This window comes from Mycobacterium aquaticum (assembly GCF_002086485.1).
GTDB classification, from domain to species: Bacteria; Actinomycetota; Actinomycetes; order Mycobacteriales; family Mycobacteriaceae; genus Mycobacterium; species Mycobacterium aquaticum.
The window spans coordinates 78,976-99,824 of the sequence record NZ_MVHF01000030.1; the positions used below are offsets into that span (position 1 = coordinate 78,976).

The window sequence follows — 20,849 nt, forward strand, 5'->3', positions numbered from 1 at the left end:
TCTCACACCACGCGGAAGTACGGAATCGCCTCTGCCGCTTCGCCTTCGCCCAGCAGGTCGAAGGCCACGGCGACGCGTGCGCCGTACAGGTCGGCGTCCGGGTCGGCCTCGGGGAACGACGTCCACCACCACGGGCCCTCGTCGAGCTCGACGATGCCGACCGGCAGGCGGCCCGCGCCGCGCTGATGCACCACCGCCCAGCTGACGACGGTGCCGGTGCCCGCGGCCGGCACGTACTCGTAGCGGCCCGGCTCGATGGTCACGTCGAACTGTGGTGAGAGCAGCTCACCGGTGCGGGTGTCCCTGACGATCAGGAATTCGCCGCGCTTGGTGGCGTCGAGGAATGCCGCTGTCGCGTCGTCACGGGCAATGGCGAAGGCAGGCATGGGAAGTCCCTTCTAGTTGTCGGTGCCGAGGACCAGCGTGGAGTGGTAGTCGAGGATGCCGCCGTTGCCGGACACCAGCACCCGGTCGTGGTCGGCGACCTGGCGCTGCCCGCCCTGGCCGCGGGTCTGGACGACGGCCTCGTGCAGCGGGGTCATCCCCCACATGTAGAACGCGCTGAGTTCGCCGCCGCCGGTGTTGAACTTGAGTTTGCCGTTGGGCCCGATCATCCCGGGCTCGGCCATCGCCGGGCCGCCCTCCCCCTTCGGGAAGAATCCGTAGTCCTCCAGCGTGACCAGCGCGGTGAAGGTGTAGCAGTCGTAGATCTGCGCGACACCGATCTCGTCGAGCGTGGTGTCGGCCATGGCCAGCGCGCGGGGACCGGATTGTGCGGCGCCGCTGACCAATCCGAAGTCGTCGTTGCGGACCCCGGTGCGGCCCGGGTGGGCCTGCGCCCAGCCCAGCACCCGTACCGGCGGCTGCCGCAGCGCCCGGGCCCGGTCCAGCGACGTCACGATGATCGCCACGCCGCCGTTGCTCACCAGGCAGCAGTCGTACAGGTGGAACGGCTCGGCAATGTAACGGCTGGCGTGGTACTCCGGCAGTGTCAGCGGAGTGCCGTAGAAATGTGCGGCCGGGTTGAGTTGGGCCCAATCCCGTTGCGCCACCGCGATATGACCCAACTGATCGGATGTGGTGCCGTACTTCTTCATGTGTCTGCGGGCGGCCAGCGCGTACATCGTGGTCGGCGACGTGATGCCGTTGGAGGCGGTGATGCCGCCCCAGCCGCGGGGTACCGACCGGGCGGCGACGTATGCTGCCGAAGCGCTTGAGGATTCCTTGAGCGGATTGTCGGCCCACACCACCGCGATGGTGTCGGCCATGCCCGATTGCACCGCCATCGACGCGTACTGGACCATCTGCCCTGCGGTCGACCCGAATCCCTGCATGGCGGTGAGCAGTTTGAGGTCCACCAAGCCGAGCGCACCCTGCAGGTCGATGCCGACCCCGGCCTTGATACCGCCCGAGACGATGAGACCGTCGATGTCGGACAGCTCCAGCCCTGCGTCGGCCGCCGCCAGCCGGACGGCCTGCGCGGCGAACTGGCGCGCCGACCGGCCGTACACCTTGCCCTGTTCGGTGATGCCGAGTCCCGCGATGGCAGCGGTGATGTCAGTCATGGATGCTCCTTGCTTCGCTGCCACCCACTTTCGCCGGTGACATCGACGCTTGTAAACGACCGACGCGCTCACCGGGGCATGTCGCGAACGGAAACCTGCCGGTGTCGCAATCCGTGATTTACACCACTGTGGTGACACGGTTGCATGGACCACGACACCGAAAGAGAGGGTCCGGTATGACGACCAGCGTTGCCGAGCGCGCGGAGTTGCGGGCTGCGGTCCGCGACCTGCTGCAGAGTCGATGCACCGAGGCGGACGTGCGCCGGGTGATGGTCACGGACGACGGCTTCGACCGGGACCTGTGGCGACGGCTCGCCGATCAGGGCGTTGCCGGCATGATCGTCGACCAGGCCTACGGCGGTGTGGGGCTCGGTGCGCTCGACGTCGAAGCGGTCGCCGAGGAGACCGGCGCCGCGCTGCTGCCGGCCCCCTTCGTGTCCAGTGCGGTGCTGGCCACCGCGCTGATCGGTGCGACAGGCACCGATGAGGACAAGCGACGCCTGCTGCCGGGCCTGGCCGACGGCACGCGGATCGGCACCGTGGCAGTGACCGGCAGTCGGGGTTCCTGGACCGCCGACGGCGTCGCCGTACGTGCCGACGGCTGCAGCCTGACCGGCAGTGCCCACTACGTCATCTTCGGTCAGGTCGCCGACATCATCGTGGTGGTCGCCGAAACTCCCGACGGCCCGGGCATTTTCCAGGTGCAGCCCGATGCCGATGGGTTCACCCGCACCCCCGCAACGGTTTTCGACCCGACGGTGCCGCTCTCGACGTATACCTTTGACCAGGCGCCCGCGCGACGACTCGGCACCGCAGGCTGGGATGCCGTGCAGCACGCACTCGATCTCGCGACCATCGCCCTGGCCGGCGAGCAGGTCGGCGGGGCCCGGCGCATCTTCGACATCACCGTCGAATACCTCAAGACGCGCATCCAGTTCGGCCGTCCCATCGGCAGTTTCCAAGCGCTCAAACACATGGCTGCCGATCTGCTGCTCGACGTGGAATCGGCGACCTCCGCCGCCCAGCACGCCGCCTCCGAGCACGACGCGGTCAGCGAAAACGCCGCGGGTGCAATCGCACTCGCAGGCTTCACCTGCGCGGAGGCGTACCGGCACACTGCGGCGCAGGCCATCCAGATGCACGGCGGTATCGGATTCACCTGGGAACATCCGGCTCACCTGTACCTGCGCCGAGCCCGCACCGGCATCCCATTGCTCGGCGGCCCACGGCTGCACCGCGACCGCTACCTCGCTTCGAAAGGCGCCTGACATGACGGTTCCCAGTCCCGAGCAGCTGCGCGCCGAGGTCCGCGACTGGCTGGCCGCAAACTGGCGCGGCCTGCCGAAATCGGCTGACCCCTGGGTGAGTTCACCAGAGCACGTCGCGTGGCTGCAGCGCGTGCTCGACGCCGGTTATGCGGCCCCCACCTACCCGACTGAATGGTTCGGCCGGGGCTACCCCAACGCCCTGGCCGCCGTCATCGAGCAGGAGTTTCGGGCCGTCAAGGCTCCCGGGGCCAGGCAGGACAAATACAACATCCCCGCCAACACCGTGCTGGCGTTCGGCAGCGACGAGCTGAAAAGCACGTTGCTGCGCGACTTTCTGACCGAACGCAGCCGCATGTGCCTGCTCTACAGCGAGCCCGGTGCGGGTTCGGATCTGGCCGCAGTCCGCACCACCGCGGTGCGCGACGGCGACCGCTGGGTGGTCAACGGCCAGAAGGTGTGGACGTCGGGCGCCAAGACCGCCGAGTACGGCCTGCTGATCGCCCGCACCGACTGGGATGTGCCCAAACACAAAGGGCTGAGCTTCTTCATCATGCCCATGCGCCAACCCGCCATCGAGGTCCGGCCGCTGGTGCAGATCACCGGTGAATCCCATTTCAACGAGGTGTTCATCACCGACGCGTCGGTGCCCGCCACCCACCTGATCGGCGGCGAGGGCAACGGCTGGCGGGTGCTGCAGACCGCGCTGGCATACGAACGCTCCATCATGGGTGACGGGGGCCGCGCGTCGCGTAACCGCACCCGGGCCGACAACCTCATCGAATTGGCCCGCGAACACCACCGACTCGACGACCCGGTGATCCGCGACCAACTCGCCACAGTGCTGTCCTTGCGGGAACTCAACGCGCTCAACAACGCCCGCGCCAAGGCGGCCGCCACGCAGGGCACGTCGAGCTCGATCATGTCGCTCGGCAAGCTCGCGATGTCGCGCATCCTGCACGCCGAAGCCAAGCTGAAAACCGAGATCATCGGGGCCGAAGCGCTTTTGGCGGGTGCCGACAACCCCGAGGCGGACGACATCAACTTCCTGACGCTCAACGCCTACTTCACCTCGATCGGCGGCGGCACCGACCAGATCCAACGCAACATCATCGGCGAACGCGTCCTGGGACTGCCGAAGGAACCCGAAGTCGACCGGGACATCCCGTTCCGTCAGGCCCGGCGGAGCTGAGCATGGCATATGACCCGCCGCTGTCCGGTGTCCGGATCCTCGACCTCTCGACCGGGCCGATGACGGCCGTCGGTCGGCTGCTGGCCGATCTGGGTGCCGAGGTGACGCCGGTCGACCTGCGGGGGGTGACCGGGCAGGCCACCATCGGACCGCACGTCGACGCGGTACCGCTCGGGACGGCCATCGACCGCCACGGCATGAGGTCCGTCGCTGTCGACCCCACCACAGCCGGCGGGCGGCGCCGATGGACAAAGATGCTCGCCGACGCCGACATCCTGATCGAGAGCACCCGACCGGGTTCGGCGGCAGAAGCGGCGTTGGACGTGCACCGGATTCACGCCGACCACCCGGCATGCGTCATCTTGTCGCTCAGCGACTTCGGCCGCGACACCGACTTCAGCGGTTGGCAGGCGACCACCCCGGTGTTGCATGCCCTGACAAGTGAGCTGTCGCGCTCGGGGATTCCGGGCCGCGAACCGCTGGTCCCGCCGGGTGACCGGCTGCCGTACCAGGTCGCTGCCGCGCAGGCCGCGGTGATGGTCCTCAGCGTCTACCTGGACCGGTTGCGCACGGGCGCGGGCGATCTCATCGACTTCTCGATTCTCGACGGTGCCATGGCAGCCCTCGACCCGCCGTTCGGCACCGCCGGGACGGCGTCGGTCGGGGTGCCGATCAGTGCCCAACGCCGTGACTGGAACGCCGAGCGCCAGCGCTATCCCATCGTCGCGTGCAAGGACGGTCACGTCCGGATCTGCCTGCTGGCCAAACGCCAATGGCGCGGCATGTTCGAATGGATGGGCAGCCCGATCGAATTCGCCGATCCGCGGTTCGACAGCCTGCGTGAGCGGTTTGCCTCGCCGACGCTGCTCGCGGCCATCGAGCGGTTCTGCGCCGACAAGACCCGAGCCGAACTGGAGGTCGCAGGCCAGCGCCACGGTGTGCCGACCGCGGCGGTGCTGACCCTCGACGAGGCCCTGGCCACCGAACAGGTCCGCGAGCGCGGCTTTCTGCGCGACGCCGAGCTCGCCCCCGGGGTGGCGGCACCGGTTCCCGTGGGCGTCACCGAGATCGACGGCGTGCGGGCCAGTGCGCTCAACGCTCCCGTCGACCGTCCCGCACGGACCGTATCGGCCCCGGTGTTGTCCGGCCGGCCGCGGCGTGACGAGGGGTTGCCGCTGGAAGGGCTACGGGTGCTGGACCTCGGGGTGATCGTCGTCGGCAGCGACACCGGCCGGCTGTTCGGCGACCTCGGCGCCGACGTCGTCAAGATCGAGAACTCGGCGTACCCGGACGGGCTGCGCGGCAACCTGAAGTACATGACGCAGGGTTTCGCCGCGGGGCACCGCAACAAGCGCTCGATCGGCATCGACCTGCGCAGCCGGCGCGGCCGCGCGCTGGCGCACCGGCTGGTGGCCCAGTCCGACGTGGTGCTGACGAACTTCAAACCCGGCGTCGCCGAGACGCTCGGCATGGACCACGCGACCCTGCGCACCGTCAACCCGGGCATCGTGGTGGTCGACAGCTCGGCGTTCGGCCCGACGGGGCCGTGGGCGAAACGGCTCGGCTACGGGCCGCTGGTGCGTGCGGCGGCCGGGTTCACCGCCGCGTGGGTGTATCCGGGCGAACCCGACACCTTCTGTGACACCGTCACCGTCTACCCCGACCACGTCTGCGCGCGCATCGGCACGCTGGCCGCCCTGGCGGTGCTGCTCCGCCGCGAACGCACCGGCACCGGTGGTTCGGTGAGCGTGGCCCAGTCCGAGGTCATGCTCAGCCATCTCGGCGCCGACATCGCGGCCGACGTGCTGCAGCGGCGCGGGCATCAGCGTTGCGACCGGCCGCAGCACGACGCGCCGTGGGGCTTGTTCCCCGCCGCCGGGGCCGACGCATGGGTCGCGGTCACGGTGCGCGACGACGCCGACTGGGCGGCGCTGTGTGCGACCATCGAGCGTCCCGACCTGCACACCGACCCCGAGTTGGCCGACAGCGCCGGGCGCGACCGGCACCGCGCTCGGATCGACGGCGCGGTCCGGGCCTGGACCACGACGCGGTGCCCGAAAGAGGCGATGGAGCGGTTGCAGGCGGCCGGCGTCCCGGCCGGAGCTGTGCTGCACGCCGCCGACGTACCGGAGTGGGGGTACTACGTGCAGCGCCGCGCGTTTCGCGAGGAGCTCCACCCGCACGGCGCCGAACCGTTCACCATGGAGAACGCCCAGATCCATGCCGAGCGGGTCGCCGATCCGCCGCTCGGCCAGGCCCCGCTGCTGGGTGAGCAGACCCGCCAGATCGCCGCGGAGCTGCTGGGCCTGTCCGACCCGCAGATCGACGAACTTCTCGCCGCCGGAGTACTGGAGATCATCCAGCCTTGACCGGCCCGGCAGGTCGGTCTCGTAGGATTCGGGGCATCACGGCACCAACGGATCGGCGGGCGTAGCGGCAATGGAGATCGACTTCACCCGCCTGCGGTACTTCGTGGCGGTTGCCGAGGAACTGCACTTCAAACGTGCCGCGGACCGGCTGATGATCACGCCTCCGCCGCTGAGCAAGCAGATCAAACTGTTGGAGAAGGAGCTCGGCGGCGAACTGTTCGAGCGCACGTACCACGAGGTGCGGCTGACGACGCTGGGCGCGCAACTGCTGGGCCCGGCCCGCGACATCCTGCGTCAGGTCGACGAACTCAAGGACACCGCCGAACGAATCACCAACGGCATCGCCCCCATTCGCGTCGGAGCCACCGCGTACGCCCCGTCGGATTTTCTCGCGCAGTTGGAGGCCGCGGTCGCCCAGCAGCCCGAACCGACCGAGTTCAGCGTGCCGGGGTCGGCCGCGGAGGTCACCGCGAAACTGGTCTCCGGGCATATCGACCTTGGGCTGATCCACCTCCCCTCGTCCGACCGGCGGCTGCGGCACAAGATCGTCGCCACCTATCAGGGTGCGGTCGCGGTGCGTTTCGACGATCCCCTGGCCGGCCAGGAAATGATCGGCATCGAGGCATTGCGTGACCGCGACGTGGTGATCGACTTCGCCCGGCCGAATCCCGTCGTACTGGCCGGTCTGACCCGGCGGCTCAACGCCCGCGGTGTCACGCGGATCGTGCGCACCACCAGCCAGCTCGGCGGGGAGCTGGAGATGGCCACCCAGGTGTTCAACCGTCACCTGGTCGCGGTGGTCAGCTACGCTCCGGCGTCGGCGATCGGCAGAATATTCTCGCCGCCGGAGTTCGATCTCATCCCCATCGACGAAAGCACCTGGCCGCCAGCCGAAATCGCATTGGCCTGGGTGCCCGACCGGATCCGGCACCCCGCGCAGATCGAATCCCTGGTGGACCGAATCGCCGCGGCAGTGGCACCGGTACGCCACGGGTTGGGATAATCGGCCGATGCAACAGGCATGCCCGTGCGGTTCCGGTGAGGAGTACGGGCATTGCTGCGGCGCGCTGCACCGCGGCGAACGCACCGCCGCCACAGCGCTGGCGCTGATGCGATCCCGCTACAGCGCATTCGCCCGCGGAGACGCCGACTATCTGATGGCCACCTGGCATCCCGAGACCAGGCCGAAGCAACTGGACCTCGACGACGGCATCGTGTGGCGCCGCCTGCAGATCGTCGACACCGATGCGGGCGGCACCGACGACGAGACCGGCGTCGTGGAATTCCGCGCCCAGTATGAGCACGACGGTAAGCGGCACATCCTGCACGAGCGCAGCCGGTTCGACCGGGACCGCAGCGGCGCGTGGCGCTACATCGACGGTAAGTAATCGGCACCGACACAGTAAGGGAGACAACGATCATGCGCGGAGCGGTCATGTACGGCAAGGGCGACGTCCGGCTGGAGCAACTGCCGGAACCGGCGATCGTCGAACCCACGGACGCGATCGTGCGCAACGCCGCCTCCTGCGTGTGCGGGTCGGACCTGTGGAACTATCGCGGGATCAACGAGACCCCGAAGCCCAGGCCGTTCGGCCATGAGTACTGCGGGGTCGTCGAGGCGGTCGGCGACGCTGTCACCACGGTCAAACCCGGCGACTTCGTTATCGGTTCGTTCTTCTCGTCCGACGGCACCTGCCCCAACTGCCGCAACGGTTTTCAGACGTATTGCCTGAACGCGAAACCGATGATCGGCTGTCAGGCCGAAGCGGTGCGGGTGCCGTGGGCCGACGGCAGCCTGGTCGCCACCCCCGAACAGCCGTCGGCCGACCTGATCCCCAGCCTGCTGGCGTCGTCCGACGTGATGGGCACCGGCTGGTTCGCCGCCGACGCCGCCCGGGTCGCGCCCGGGATGACCGTCGCGGTCGTCGGTGACGGTGCGGTCGGGTTGTGCGGGATCATCGCGGCCAGGCAACTCGGGGCCGAACGGGTGATCGCCATGAGCCGGCACGCACCGCGCCAACAGCTGGCCCTCGCGTTCGGCGCCACCGACATCGTCGAAGAACGCGGCGATGAGGGCGTGGCCAAGATCAAGGACATGACCGACGGCATCGGGGCCGACGCCGTCCTGGAATGCGTCGGGACCGGCGACGCCATGGACCAGGCGATCGCCTCGGCCCGCCCCGGCGCCACCGTCGGGTTCGTCGGGGTGCCGCACGGCGTGACCATCGACGGCACCAAGCTGTTCCGCAGCCAGGTCGGCGTCAACGGAGGCCTGGCTCCGGTACGCCGGTTCCTGCCCCACCTGATCGAGCTGGTGTTCAACGGGACCATCGACCCTGGCCGGGTGTTCGACACCGTGATGCCGCTCGACGACGTCGCCGAGGCCTACCGTGCCATGGACGAACGCCGCGCCATCAAGGTGCTGCTCCAGCCCTGATCACAGCCTGGGATCGACCGGGTCGGACTCCAGTGCCAGCACCGCGAACACGCATTCGTGGATGCGCCACAACGGTTCTCGCGCCGCGACGCGGTCCAGCGCCTCGATGCCCATGGCGTATTCCCGCAATGCCAGCGACCGTTTGCGGTTCAGGTTGCGTTCCCGCAGCCGCGTCAGGTGCCGGTCCTCGGTGTAGTCGGGGCCGTAGATGATGCGCAGGTACTCCCGGCCGCGCACCTTGATCCCGGGTTGCACCAGGCCTTTTCGGCCTCGCACCAGGCTCGCTGCCGGTTTGACCACCATGCCCTCCGCGCCCGAGTCGGTGAGTTCCTCCCACCACCGGGACGCCTGTGCGACCGAGGCGTCGTCCCCGGTGTGCACGGTCAGCCGCCGCGTGGTGACGAACAGTTCCGGGTCGGCCGCGGCGAGGCGGTCGGCGATCGCCAGGTGCCAGTCGTGTGGCCGCGTCGCGAACGACTGACCTTCGGCAGCCAGTAGCGCGAACGGGGCGACCGTCACTCCGGTGAGGCCGCTGGTGGGCCGGCAGTAACGGCGGTACGCGGCACGGTAGCCGTCGGTGTTGGCGGCGCGTGACCTGGTGCGCTCCAACAGTTCTGCCACGTCGACGCCCCGGTCGCCGGCCGCCTCCAGCGCCTGGCCGGCAGTTGCCAGCAACGCTTCGGCGGCCGCCCCGACCGGCGCGTACTGCCCGGTGACCAAGCCGGCCGCCTTGGCGGTCCATGGCATGATCTCGGTGTCGAACAGCAGCCAATCGGTGCCGAGCTCATCGAACAACGGGATTGCCGCAGCCCGGACCCGATCCAGGAACGGCTCGGTGAGCCCGGGGTCGAAGAACGCCCGCCCGGTGCGGGTATGGACGACGCCCGGACCGTCGACGCCGAAACGCTCCTTGCCCGAATCCCGGCACACGAGCACCACGGCGCGCGAACCCATGTGCTTCTCCTCGCACATCACCTGCTCGACACCGGCATTGCGATATGCCCGCAGCGCCTCGTCGGGATGCTCGAGCAGACCGTCGCGGGTGCTGGTGTCGGGTGGGCTCATGGTGGGCGGCAGGTAGAGCAACCAGCGCGGATCGACGGCGAAGCGGCTCATCACCTCCAGCGCGGCGGCGGACTGTTCGGGATGAACGGTGATGCGCCCCAACTGACCGGTCTCGATGACCCGCCGCCCGGTCACGTCGGCCAGGGTGAGGGCGGCAGCTTCGGTGATGGCGGGCTGAAGCGGTTTCACCGGCTCATACCAGGTGCGTTGGGCTGCAACGGAAACCACCTCGCGTTCCGGGTAGCGCAGCGCGCTGAGCCGGCCGCCGAACACACACCCGGTGTCCAGGCAGATGGTGTTGTTGATCCATTCGGCGACCGGCGTCGGGGTGTGCCCATACACCACGGTGGCCGAGCCGCGGTAGTCGTCGGCCCACGGATAACGCACGGGCAGGCCGTATTCGTCGGTCTCGCCGGTGGTGTCGCCGTACAGCGCGAAGCTGCGTACCGCCCCGGAGGCCCGGCCGTGATAGTGCTGCGGCAGCCCGGCGTGGGCCACCACGAGATTGCCGCCGTCGAGCACATAGTGGGCCACCAGACGATCACAGAAGTCCCGCACCCGTTCGCGGAACTCGTCGGGCTGCGCCGCGAGCTGCTCCAGGGTCTCGGCCAGGCCGTGGCTCACGGTCACTTTGCGTCCGCGCAACGCGCGCAGCAGCTTCTGTTCATGATTGCCGCACACTGCCAACGCATTTCCGGCGTCGACCATGTCCATCACCAGCGCCAGCACTCCAGCGGTGTCGGGGCCGCGATCCACGAGATCTCCGACGAATACCGCGCGTCGTCCGTCGGGATGACGCGCACCGCCGGATCCGATGACGTAGCCCAGCGCGGTGAGCAGTTCGACGAGCTCGGCGCGGCAGCCGTGCACGTCACCGATGATGTCGAACGGTCCTGTCTCGCCGCGCTTGTCGTTGAGCAGCGGTTCGATGCTTATCTCGGCGGCGTCCACCTCGTCCACCGAGGACAGCACGTGCACGCGCCGGAAGCCTTCCTTTTCCAGGTTGCGCAGGCTGCGGCGCAGTTCGTCGCGCTGACGACGTACCACCCCGTCGCCGAAACCTCGGTCGGCGCGGACGCGCGTCCGCTCGATGCAGACCGACTCCGGTACGTCGAGGACGATCGCCACCGGCAGCACATGGTGGGCGCGGGCGAGTTCGATGAGCTCCTTGCGCGGGTTGCGTTGGGTGTTGGTGGCGTCGACGACCGTCACCCGGCCGGCCTGCAGCCTCTTGCCTGCCACATAGTGCAGCGCATCGAAGGCCGCCTGCGACGCCGACTGGTCGTTCTCGTCATCGCACACCAGGCCGCGGAAGGTGTCGCTGGACAGCACCTGGGTGGGCCGGAAGTGCTTGGCGGCGAACGTCGATTTGCCGGATCCGGACGCACCGACCAGCACCACCAGGGACATGTCGGGGATCGCGAGCCTCATGCCGTCACCTCGAACACCGCGGCCTGCGTCGGCGGTCCCAGGTCCGGATCCTGCCGCCCGATCGGTTCGAACCGCACGGTGTAGCCGTACCGGTCGGCCACCTCAGCGGCCCAGCGGCCGAATTCGGCGCGGGTCCACTCGAACCGGTGATCGGGGTGCCGGAACTGCCCGCCCGGCAGCGCGTCGAACCGCACGTTGTACTCGGCGTTGGGGGTGGTGACGACGACCGCACGCGGGCGCGCCACCCCGAACACTGCGTAGTGCAGTGCGGGCAAGCGGTTTTCGTCGACGTGCTCGATGACTTCCATGAGCACAGCCGCGTCGTATCCGGCCAGACTCGGGTCGGCGTAGGTAAGCGCGGACTGCCGCAAGGTGACCCGGTCCCTGACCCGATCACCGGCACGCTCGAACGACCGGGCCGCCGCGTCGAGTGCGGCGGAGGACACATCGACGCCGAGGATGTCGGTGAACTGGGCGTGGGTGACCAACTCACGCAGCAACGCCCCCGCCCCGCAGCCAAGATCGACCACGCGGGCGGCACCGAGCTCGGTGAGCAGCTCGACGACGCGGCGACGGCGCTGCGCGGCAAGGGATTCCGATGGCAACCGAGCGGTGGCGGGTTCGCCGGACGCGTCGTCGCCGAGCCGGGCCAGCGCGGCATCGACGTATTCCCGCCGGTGCCTCAGATAGCGGCGGCTGATGGCGTCCCGCAACGGGTGGGTGTCCAGCCAGCCCTCCCCCGCGCGCAGCAGCTTGTCGACCTCGGCGTCCCCGACCCAATAATGCTTGACATCGTCGAGCACCGGCAGCAGCACGTAAAGATGCTTGAGCGCATCGGACAACCGCAGCGTGCCGGTCAGGCGCACGTCGGCGTATGGCGAGTCGCCCCACTCGGGAAACGCCGCGTCGAGCGGCGGGGTTTGTGCCTCGACCTGCCAACCGAGCGGCGTGAACAGGTCGCGCGCCAGGGCCGCCCCGCCGGGCAGCGCGGGTACGCCGACCTCCAGCGGGATGGCCGTATCCGCCAGGTCCTGCTTGGCACTGACCCCCTTCATCGCGGACCTGAACACCGTGCCCATTGCCACCGCGAGCAACGATCCCGCGGCATACGGCCGGTCGTTGACGTACTGGCCCAGCGAGAATGCGGTGTTGTGCTTGCCCCGAACCAGGTTGATCGGGTCGATGTCGCAGAACAGCGCTGCCGTACACCGCTCGTCGGTGGCCTGCGGGTAGAACACGTGCGCGACACCGCCCGCAATCTCGAACCGCTGCGCCCGGTCGGGATGCTTGTGCAGCAGATAGCCCAGGTCGGTGGCGGGACGGTGGGTGGTCGACACGGTCAGGTACACGGTTCGACAGTAAACGCGGCGGCCCGGCGCTTGTCGCTCGAATTTCCGACAATCCCCGACCTACCATGTGACGATGCCTGCAGGGTCCACCGGCTTCGTCGGCCGGGACAGGGATCTGGCCGATCTGTCGGGCCGGCTCGCCGCGACCGGGACCCGCGGCGCCGCGGTCGTCGCGGTGCTCGGACGGCCTGGCATCGGTAAGACGGCGTTGCTTCGGGAACTGGCCGCGCGGCACGAGCGGGCCAGGTGGGCGGGCGCGGCGTCGTGGGAGTCCGATCTGCCCGGCGGTGTACTGGCCCAGTTGCTGCAGGACGACTTTCCCGACGATCCCGTGGACGCCGCTGCGCATCTGGTGGATCTGCTGCGCGGCCCCGGGCCCACGCTGCTGCTCATCGACGACGCCGAACATTCCGATTCGCTGTCCCTGCAAGCGATTTCCACGCTGGTGCGCCACCAGCGCGAGCTTCCCGTGCTGGTGGTGGTCGCCACCGGCGCCGACGCCCCGCCGCAGCCGATCGCCGACCTGGCTGCCGACCGGTTCCGGCTGCCAGGACTGAGTGCGCATGCGGTCGCCGAACTGGCCGCCGACCGAGGCCGGGCCCTGCACCCGGCAATGGCGCAGCTGCTCACCGAACACACCGCGGGCAATCCCCGCGACGTGCTCGCACTGCTCGACGAGCTGCCCGGATCGATCTGGGCGCGACCCGACGCGTCGTTACCGGCCCCGGCGCATGTGACGGCCGCGGTGGCCGACATGCTGGCCCGGTGCGGACCCGAGGCACGGGCGCTGGTCGATGCCCTCGCCGTCCTCGAAACGGTAAGGGGCGCCGGTGTCGCACTCAGCGAGACCGCTGAGCTGGCCGGGCTGCCCGATCCACGCGGCGCCATCGACGGCGCGGCCGGCGCGGGGCTGCTCGACCGGGTGTCGCCGCTGGAGCCACGGCTGCGTGATCCCATGACCCGCGCGGCGCTCCTCGACATCATGGGGGTGCGTGCGGCAGGCGCAGCCCACCGGCACGCCGCGGACATCGTCGGGGATCCGGTGGCCCGGTTGCAACATCTGGTGGCGGCCACCCCCACACTCGACGCCGAGCTGGCGGCCGACGTCGACCGGCTGGCGCGCGAGCGTGGCGCGGAGGGGTCCTGGGCTTCGGCGGCCACGCTGTTCCGGGACGCCAGCCGGCTCACACCGGACCGGCTGCTGCGCGAGGAGCGGCTGACACTCGCGGTGGACGCCCTGGTCGCGGCGGGCGACTGCGGCGCGGCGGCGGCGCTGGTGCCGGCTGTGGAGAGCCTGCGCGAAACACCTTTGCGCAATGCGGTTTTGGCGTATCTGGCGATTCTTCGCGGCCGCGCCACCGAGGCCGAGGTTCGGTTGCGCCGGGCCTGGGACATCGTCAACATCGAGCGTGACCCCGAGACCGCTGCGCTCATCGCGCAGCGGTATGTGCTGCACACGTTGGTGCGGTGCCGTGGCGACGAGGTGGTCGACTGGGCTGACACCGCGCTGCGGTTGGCCAATCCCGATTCGCCCGCCGGGATCGAATCAGCCGCGATCCGTGGGCTCGGTCTCGCCGCGGCCGGACATCCGGCCGAGGCCACGGCGGCCTACGACCAGGTGGCCGCGCGCTTGCCGCACGGCGCTCAGGCGCAGCGGGTGACGATGGGGCGCGGCTGGTTACAGTTCATCCGCGACGACGTCGAGACGGCCCGCAGCAACCTTGAGACTGCCGTCGCCACAGCCGCTTTGGGTGGTTCTACCCGGATCACGTTGTGGGCGTTGGGTTGGCTGGCCCGCGTCCAGTTCGTGTGCGGCGACTGGGACGACGCGCTGGCCAGCGTCGAGGCCGGGCGCACACTGGCGCAGACCAGCGGCATCGCGATCGTCACCCCGCTGCTGGAATGGACGGCCACGCAAATCCATGCGCTGCGCGGCAATTGGGCCGACGCGCATGCCGCGGTGCGGGCCGCCGACGTGGTCACACAGGACTACGAGATGATGAAGATCCCGGTGCTGTTGGCACGCGCTTACGTCGCCGAAGCCGACGCGGACTACGCCAAGGTGCGCCGGGTGCTCGAGCCGTTGACGGCGATGGCCGCAGGCACGTCGCTGACCGAACCGGGGTACTGGCCCTGGCCGGACATGCTGGCCAACGCCATGGTGCTCGGCGGTGACCTCGACGCCGCCGATGAGTTTCTGCGGCCACACGAGCGGCGTGCCGCCGAGCGTGAACACCGGTCGGCGATGGCGCGACTGGGCTACGCGCGCGGCAGGCTGCTCGGGGCCCGTGGCGATCTGCCAGCGGCGCGGGCCGCGTTCGAGCGGGCCCTGCAGCTGCTCGACGGGCTGCCTCTGCGTTACGACACCGCACGGGTGAACTTCGCCTACGGGCAGACGCTGCGCCGCGCCGGAAAGCGCCGCGAGGCGGACGCGGTCATCAGCACGGCCCGCGACATCTACCTTGCCCTGGGCGCCGAGACCTACGTGCAGCGCTGCGAGCGTGAACTCAAGGCCGGCGGCCTGCATCTGATGCGCGGCTCGCGCGACAGCGTCGAGCTCACCCCTCAGGAGGATGCGGTGAGTTCACTTGTTGCTCAGGGTCTTTCCAACCGGGAGGTGGCGGCGGAACTCTATGTCTCGCCGAAGACCGTGCAGTACCACTTGACACGGATCTACGCCAAGCTGGGTGTGCGCTCGCGCGCCGAGCTGGTCGCGCTGCGGCGCTGATCGACGCCACGCGAGTGGCCAGTTATGGCCCGTTCACACCGAAAAACCGTGCACCAACTGGCCACTCGGCGGTGAAGTGCTAGGCGACCAGCACCCGCTGATCGGTGACGGGTGCTGCGGTTTTTTCGACCACCTCGTCGAATGTGACGCCCGGAGCCAGCTCCACGACCGCGAATCCGTCGCCGATGACGTCGAGCACTGCGAGGTCGGTGATCACGCGACTCACCACGGCCTTGCCGGTCAGCGGCAGATCACAAGCCGAAACCAGCTTGGCTGCACCCTTCTTGGTGACGTGGTCCATCAGCACGATCACGCGACCGGCGCCGTTGACCAGATCCATCGCGCCGCCCATACCCTTGACCATGGCACCGGGCACCATCCAGTTGGCCAGATCGCCGTTGCCTGCCACCTGCATACCGCCCAGCACCGCGACGTCGACATGGCCGCCGCGGATCATCGCGAAACTCGTTGCAGAGTCGAAGTACGACGCCCCCGCGACCACCGACACAGTCTGCTTGCCCGCATTGATCAGGTCGGGGTCGACTTCGTCGTCGTAGGGGAACGGTCCTACTCCCAGGATGCCGTTCTCGGCGTGCAGCGTGACGTCGGAACCGTCGGGCAGGTGGTCGGGGATCAGGGTGGGCAGGCCGATGCCCAGGTTCACGTAGTCCCCGTCGCGCAGCTCAAGGGCGGCGCGGGCCGCCATCTGATCGTGGTTCCAGCTCATCGCTCGGCTCCTCGGGTGCGAGTGGTGCGCTTTTCGATGTCCTTGTGCGCGGCCTGTTCCGGGGTCAGCTCGACGATCCGCTTGACGAAGATCCCGGGCAGGTGAACCTCGTCGGGGTGCAGTTCGCCGACCTCGACGACACGCTCGGCCTCGACCACGGTGACCCGCCCCGACATCGCGGCGGGCGGGTTGAAGTTACGGGCGGCGGCGTGGAATTTGCAGTTGCCCGCCTTGTCCGCGACCGCCGCGCGGATCAGGGCGTAATCGGTGACGATGCCTTCCTCCAGCACCATCTCGGTACCGCCGAACGTACGTACCTCCTTGGGCGGTGACGCCAGCGCCACGCTGCCGTCGGTGTGGTACCGCCACGGCAGGCCACCGTCGGCGACCATCGTGCCGACCCCCGTCGGCGTGAAAAATGCGCCGATTCCGCTGCCACCGGCGCGCATTCGCTCGGCGAGCGTGCCCTGCGGGGTGAGTTCGACGGTCAGTTCACCGGCCAGGTACTGACGGGCGAACTCCTTGTTCTCCCCGACGTAAGAGGCGATGACACGACTGATCCGGCGGGCCTCCAGCAGCAGGCCCAGCCCGGCGCCGTCGACACCGCAGTTGTTGGACACGATGGTCAGACCTGCCGCGCCCTGCTGCAGCAGTGCTTCGATGAGAAACCACGGGATTCCGGCGAGGCCGAACCCGCCGACAGCCAGGCTGGCGCCGTCGGGGATGTCGGCGACCGCGTCTGCGGCCGAGCCGACCACTTTGTCGAGGGTCATGACTGCTCCAGGTGTGCGATGAGGGCGGGGGTGACGGTGCCGGGCTGTTCGGCGTTGGCCAGGTGGGCCGCGTGCTCGACGACGAGCAGTTTCGCGTCGGGAATGGCGTTGGCGATCTGCTCGAGCTTGGCCGGCGGGGTGGCCGGGTCGTCAGCGCCCGCGATGGCCAGCGTCGGTGCGGTGATCGTCGAAAGCTGTTGGCTCAGATCGAGTTGCGCGATGGCTTCGCAGCATCCCGCATACCCCTCGGCGGGCGTGGCGGCGACCATGGCCTCCCACGGGCCGCGGTCGCCGGAGTAGCCGGGGCTGAACCAGCGGTCGACCACAGCTGCGGCGACCGCGTGGCTGCCGTCGGACCGGACCAGGGCGGCCCGGTCGGCCCAGGCCTGGGCGGGACGAAGCTCGGCACCGGTGCACAGCAACACCATTCGGGCCACCCGTTCGGGGTTGCGGGCAGCCAGCCGCATCGCGGTCATGCCACCCAGTGACAATCCGACGATATGCGAGCGCTCGATCCCGAGCCGGTCCAGCAGGACTACGACGTCGTCGGCGAGATCGTCGATGGTGTACGGCCCTTCGGGCACCGGGGACGCGCCGTGCCCGCGGGTGTCATACCGCACCACGGTGAAATGTTGTTCCAGTTCGGCGATCTGGGCATCCCACATGCGATGCGTCGAGCCCAGCGAATTGGACAGCACAACCGCCGGGCCGGATCCGGTCACCACGGCGTGGACGTCAATGGCACTCATTTGGTCACCTCGAACACCGCCGCCAGGCCCTGTCCCCCACCGATGCACATGGTCTCCAGCACGTACCGGGCGTCACGCCGATGAGCCTCATACGCCGCGGTGGCCAGGATGCGGGCACCCGTGGCACCGATCGGATGCCCGAGCGAGATGCCGGATCCGTTCGGGTTGAGCCGGTCGTCGAGCGGGTCGACCTTCCATTCGGCCAGCACGGCGAGCACCTGCGCGGCGAAGGCCTCGTTGAGTTCGATGAGGTCGATGTCGTCGAGGGCCAGCCCGGCGCGGTCCAGCGCCGCGGCGGTGGCGGTGACCGGACCGAGACCCATCGTCTCAGGGGCACAACCGCTGACTGCCCAGCTACGCAACGCCAACAGCGGTGTCAGTCCCCGCTTTTCGGCCTCGGCGCGGGTGGTGACCAGGCACATGGCCGCCCCGTCGTTCTGACCGGACGCGTTGCCCGCGGTCACGGTGGCATCAGCGTCGACCCTGCCGCGGATCGCGCGCAGCGATGCGAGGCTCTCCGCGCTGATGTCGGCCCGCGGATGCTCGTCGCGGTCGACGACGGTGCCGGGCCCACCGCGTTTACCCGGGACGGTGACGGCGACGAGTTCGTCGGCGAACCGGCCTGCGTCGTGGGCAGCGACGGCCCGGTGATGCGAGCGGGCGGCCAGCTCGTCCTGTTCCTCGCGGGTGATGCGGTAGTCGCGGCGCAGGTTCTCCGCGGTCTCGATCATTCCACCGGCAACGGGATGACTTGCTCCGCCGGCTGTTTCGCGGGCTCGATCCAGCCGGTCGCGCAGCTCTATGCCACCTTGGCGCACGCCTGTGCGCAACCCGAGGGCGTAGTGCTCGACGTTGGACATGGATTCGGCACCACCGGCCACCACCAGACGGCCTGCGCCGGTGGCGACCTGACCCGCGGCGTAGAGCACGGCCTGCAGGCCCGAACCGCAGCGCCGGTCGATCTGCAGACCTGGAACCCCGGTGCCCAGGCCGGCGTCCAGCGCGGCGATCCGCCCGATGGCCGGGGCCTCGCCGTTGGCGTAGCCGTTGCCAAGGATGACGTCGTCGACGTCGTTCTCGCCGAGCCCGGCGCGACCCGCGAGCTCCCGCAGCGTCACGGTGGCCAGATCGGCGGCGGTGAGCGCCGCCAGTGCACCGCCCATGCGGCCCACGGGCGTGCGGAGAGGATTGCAGATCACCACGTCGGTCGCCGAATTCATACTTCGACGGTAGGCACCGGGACAGATATTCTGAAATACCTAGATTTGAGTTATTGATATCTGTAACGTCCTAATTCGTGGAGCTGCGTCATCTCCGGTACTTCCGCGCCGTCGGCGAGGAGTTGCATTTCGGGCGGGCCGCCGAACGGCTGCACATCGCCCAGCCGCCGCTGTCGCAGCAGATCCGTCAGCTCGAACGCGAGCTCGGCGTCCCGCTGCTGACCCGCACAACGCGCAGCGTCGACCTCACCCCGGCCGGGCGCGCCTATCTGCAGCGCACCGTCGAGATCCTCGACGCTGTTGACGAGGCAGGCACCCAGGCCCGGCGCATCGCCACGGGAGTCGAGGGCCGCGTGGCGATCGGCTGCGTCGGCTCGGCCACCTACTCACTGCTCCCCCGCCTGGTGCGCACGCTGGGCGAGTCCCTGCCCGGGGTCGAGGTAAGCGTGCGCGGCGAGATGTTGGCCCCCGCGCAGCTCAGCGCCCTGCGGGCCGGCGACATCGACCTGGCGCTGCTGCGCCCACCCGTGGACGACGAGGGCCTGGCCACCGAGACCGTGCGCCGAGACCGACTGCTGGTCGCGCTGCCCGCCGATCATCCGCTGGCCGCGCGCGACGAACTGACCGTCGGCGATCTTCGCAACGACACCTTCGTCGGACATGTGGGGCACGGCCGGTCCGTGATGAGCAGCCTGGTCGCGACGGTGTGCGCCGACGCCGGGTACACCCCCACCATCCGGCAGGAGGTATCCGAGACCTCGACGCTGATCACCCTGGTCGCGGCCGGGCTCGGAGTCGCGATCGTGCCCGCCCCCACCGCGGCCCTCGACATCGCCGGGGTCGCCTACGTGCCGCTGGGACCGGACACTCTTGGGGTCGACCTGGTGGCCGCGCGCCTGGCGAGCAATCAGTCAGCGGTGATCACCAACGTTCTGGCGGCGCTGCACGGGCTCACCGCTGATCGGCAAGTGTGACCGTCGGAGGCCGCCCGCCGCATATCGTGGCCCCATGGCAAACACCTCGTTGTCTGGAAAAACCATGTTCATCTCCGGCGCCAGCCGCGGCATCGGCCTGGCGATCGCCAAGCGGGCCGCCGCCGACGGCGCCAATATCGCGCTGGTCGCCAAGACCGCCGAACCTCATCCCAAGCTCGAAGGCACGATCTACACCGCGGCCAAGGAGATCGAGGAGGCCGGTGGCCAGGCTCTGCCGATCGTCGGAGACGTTCGCGACGGCGACTCGGTGGCCGCCGCGGTCGCTGCCGCCGTCGAGCAGTTCGGTGGCATCGATCTCTGCGTCAACAACGCCTCGGCCATCAACCTCGGCTCGATCGAAGAGGTGCCGCTCAAGCGCTTCGACCTGATGAACGGTATCCAGATCCGCGGCACCTACGCCGTGTCACAAGCCTGCATCCCGCACATGAAAGGCCGGGAGAATCCGCACATCCTCACCCTCTCGCCGCCCATCCGCCTGGAGTCCGAGTGGCTCAAGCCCACCGCCTACATGATGGCCAAGTTCGGGATGACATTGTGCGCGTTGGGTATTGCCGAAGAGATGCGCGAAGCCGGCATCGCGTCCAACACGTTGTGGCCGCGCACCCTGGTGGCCACCGCCGCGGTGCAGAACCTGCTCGGCGGTGACGAGGCGATGGCCCGGGCCCGCAAACCCGCCGTCTACGCCGACGCGGCCTACGCGGTCTTCACCCAGGACGCCCGCGAATACACCGGCCAGAGCCTGCTGTGCGAAGACGTGCTGCTCGCCAGCGGCGTCACCGACCTCTCGGTGTACGACTGTGTTCCCGGCTCGGACCTCGGCGTGGACCTGTGGGTCGACACGCCCAACCCTCCGGGCTACGTCCAGCCCTGATCGTCACCGCCGACTGGCCAGTTCGAGCACGCCCATCGGGTTGTTGCGAAATTGAGCGGTTGATCGGGGGCTTCGGTATGTCTTACCGGGGGTCGGGGGTGGTGGCCGCGATG

At 69.2% G+C, this 20,849-nt stretch carries 17 protein-coding genes; 9 read left to right on the forward strand and 8 right to left on the reverse strand.

Annotated elements, in window-relative coordinates; translation table 11 throughout:
* Positions 1–2 precede the first annotated feature (2 nt).
* Complete coding sequence (locus BST13_RS25140) at positions 3–386, reverse strand: Zn-ribbon domain-containing OB-fold protein (protein ID WP_083166731.1); 384 nt, start codon at positions 384–386, stop codon at positions 3–5.
* A gap of 12 nt (positions 387–398) precedes the next feature.
* Positions 399–1,565 carry a thiolase family protein gene (locus BST13_RS25145; protein WP_083166733.1) on the reverse strand — a complete coding sequence of 389 codons (1,167 nt, stop codon included), beginning with the start codon at positions 1,563–1,565 and terminating at the stop codon, positions 399–401.
* A gap of 176 nt (positions 1,566–1,741) precedes the next feature.
* Here BST13_RS25145 and BST13_RS25150 point away from each other — a divergent pair, with 176 nt between their 5' ends.
* The 6 genes from BST13_RS25150 to BST13_RS25175 all read left to right on the forward strand — a co-directional run bounded on the left by BST13_RS25150 (position 1,742) and on the right by BST13_RS25175 (position 8,828).
* Positions 1,742–2,833, forward strand: coding sequence for an acyl-CoA dehydrogenase family protein (locus BST13_RS25150; protein WP_083166734.1), 1,092 nt, complete (start codon positions 1,742–1,744; stop codon positions 2,831–2,833).
* A gap of 1 nt (position 2,834) precedes the next feature.
* Positions 2,835–4,022 (forward strand): acyl-CoA dehydrogenase family protein, encoded by a 1,188-nt coding sequence (locus BST13_RS25155; RefSeq protein ID WP_083166736.1) that lies wholly within the window; start codon positions 2,835–2,837, stop codon positions 4,020–4,022.
* A 2-nt stretch (positions 4,023–4,024) separates the two neighbouring features.
* Positions 4,025–6,391, forward strand: a complete 2,367-nt coding sequence (locus BST13_RS25160) for a CaiB/BaiF CoA-transferase family protein (RefSeq protein ID WP_083166737.1) — start codon at positions 4,025–4,027, stop codon at positions 6,389–6,391.
* Positions 6,392–6,461: 70 nt separating this feature from the next.
* A complete protein-coding gene (locus BST13_RS25165; protein WP_083166739.1) occupies positions 6,462–7,394 on the forward strand; it encodes a LysR family transcriptional regulator in 933 nt (310 codons plus the stop codon).
* Between the two features lie 7 nt (positions 7,395–7,401).
* Positions 7,402–7,779, forward strand: a complete 378-nt coding sequence (locus BST13_RS25170; RefSeq protein ID WP_083166740.1) for a YchJ family protein — start codon at positions 7,402–7,404, stop codon at positions 7,777–7,779.
* Between the two features lie 32 nt (positions 7,780–7,811).
* On the forward strand, positions 7,812–8,828 hold the full coding sequence (locus BST13_RS25175) for a zinc-dependent alcohol dehydrogenase family protein (protein WP_083166742.1): 1,017 nt from the start codon (positions 7,812–7,814) through the stop codon (positions 8,826–8,828).
* On the opposite strand, the gene BST13_RS25180 is transcribed toward BST13_RS25175, so the two are convergent.
* Together BST13_RS25180 and BST13_RS25185 are read right to left on the reverse strand one after the other, a co-directional pair.
* Positions 8,829–11,324 carry a polynucleotide kinase-phosphatase gene (locus tag BST13_RS25180; protein WP_083166743.1) on the reverse strand — a complete coding sequence of 832 codons (2,496 nt, stop codon included), beginning with the start codon at positions 11,322–11,324 and terminating at the stop codon, positions 8,829–8,831.
* Complete coding sequence (locus BST13_RS25185; protein ID WP_083166745.1) at positions 11,321–12,673, reverse strand: 3' terminal RNA ribose 2'-O-methyltransferase Hen1; 1,353 nt, start codon at positions 12,671–12,673, stop codon at positions 11,321–11,323. Before BST13_RS25185 ends, BST13_RS25180 begins: the two co-directional genes overlap by 4 nt.
* A gap of 73 nt (positions 12,674–12,746) precedes the next feature.
* Between BST13_RS25185 and BST13_RS25190 the strand changes: the two genes are divergently transcribed.
* Positions 12,747–15,401 (forward strand): helix-turn-helix transcriptional regulator, encoded by a 2,655-nt coding sequence (locus BST13_RS25190; protein WP_083166762.1) that lies wholly within the window; start codon positions 12,747–12,749, stop codon positions 15,399–15,401.
* A 79-nt stretch (positions 15,402–15,480) separates the two neighbouring features.
* On the opposite strand, the gene BST13_RS25195 is transcribed toward BST13_RS25190, so the two are convergent.
* From BST13_RS25195 to BST13_RS25210, 4 genes are read right to left on the reverse strand one after another with little or no spacing between them, the layout of a single operon-like run.
* Entirely contained in the window at positions 15,481–16,128 is a 648-nt protein-coding gene (locus BST13_RS25195) for a CoA transferase subunit B (protein WP_083166746.1), read from the reverse strand.
* Positions 16,125–16,901: a CoA transferase subunit A gene (locus BST13_RS25200; RefSeq protein WP_083166748.1), complete on the reverse strand. Its 777-nt coding sequence runs from the start codon at positions 16,899–16,901 to the stop codon at positions 16,125–16,127. Before BST13_RS25200 ends, BST13_RS25195 begins: the two co-directional genes overlap by 4 nt.
* Entirely contained in the window at positions 16,898–17,650 is a 753-nt protein-coding gene (gene pcaD / locus BST13_RS25205; protein WP_083166749.1) for a 3-oxoadipate enol-lactonase, read from the reverse strand. The genes BST13_RS25200 and pcaD overlap by 4 nt, the downstream gene beginning before the upstream one ends.
* Positions 17,647–18,870: an acetyl-CoA C-acetyltransferase gene (locus tag BST13_RS25210; protein ID WP_083166751.1), complete on the reverse strand. Its 1,224-nt coding sequence runs from the start codon at positions 18,868–18,870 to the stop codon at positions 17,647–17,649. Before BST13_RS25210 ends, pcaD begins: the two co-directional genes overlap by 4 nt.
* Before the next feature lie 77 nt (positions 18,871–18,947).
* Here BST13_RS25210 and BST13_RS25215 point away from each other — a divergent pair, with 77 nt between their 5' ends.
* Together BST13_RS25215 and BST13_RS25220 are read left to right on the forward strand one after the other, a co-directional pair.
* Complete coding sequence (locus BST13_RS25215; RefSeq protein ID WP_083166752.1) at positions 18,948–19,844, forward strand: LysR substrate-binding domain-containing protein; 897 nt, start codon at positions 18,948–18,950, stop codon at positions 19,842–19,844.
* A gap of 34 nt (positions 19,845–19,878) precedes the next feature.
* Complete coding sequence (locus tag BST13_RS25220; RefSeq protein ID WP_083166754.1) at positions 19,879–20,736, forward strand: SDR family oxidoreductase; 858 nt, start codon at positions 19,879–19,881, stop codon at positions 20,734–20,736.
* The last annotated feature ends 113 nt before the right edge of the window (positions 20,737–20,849 follow it).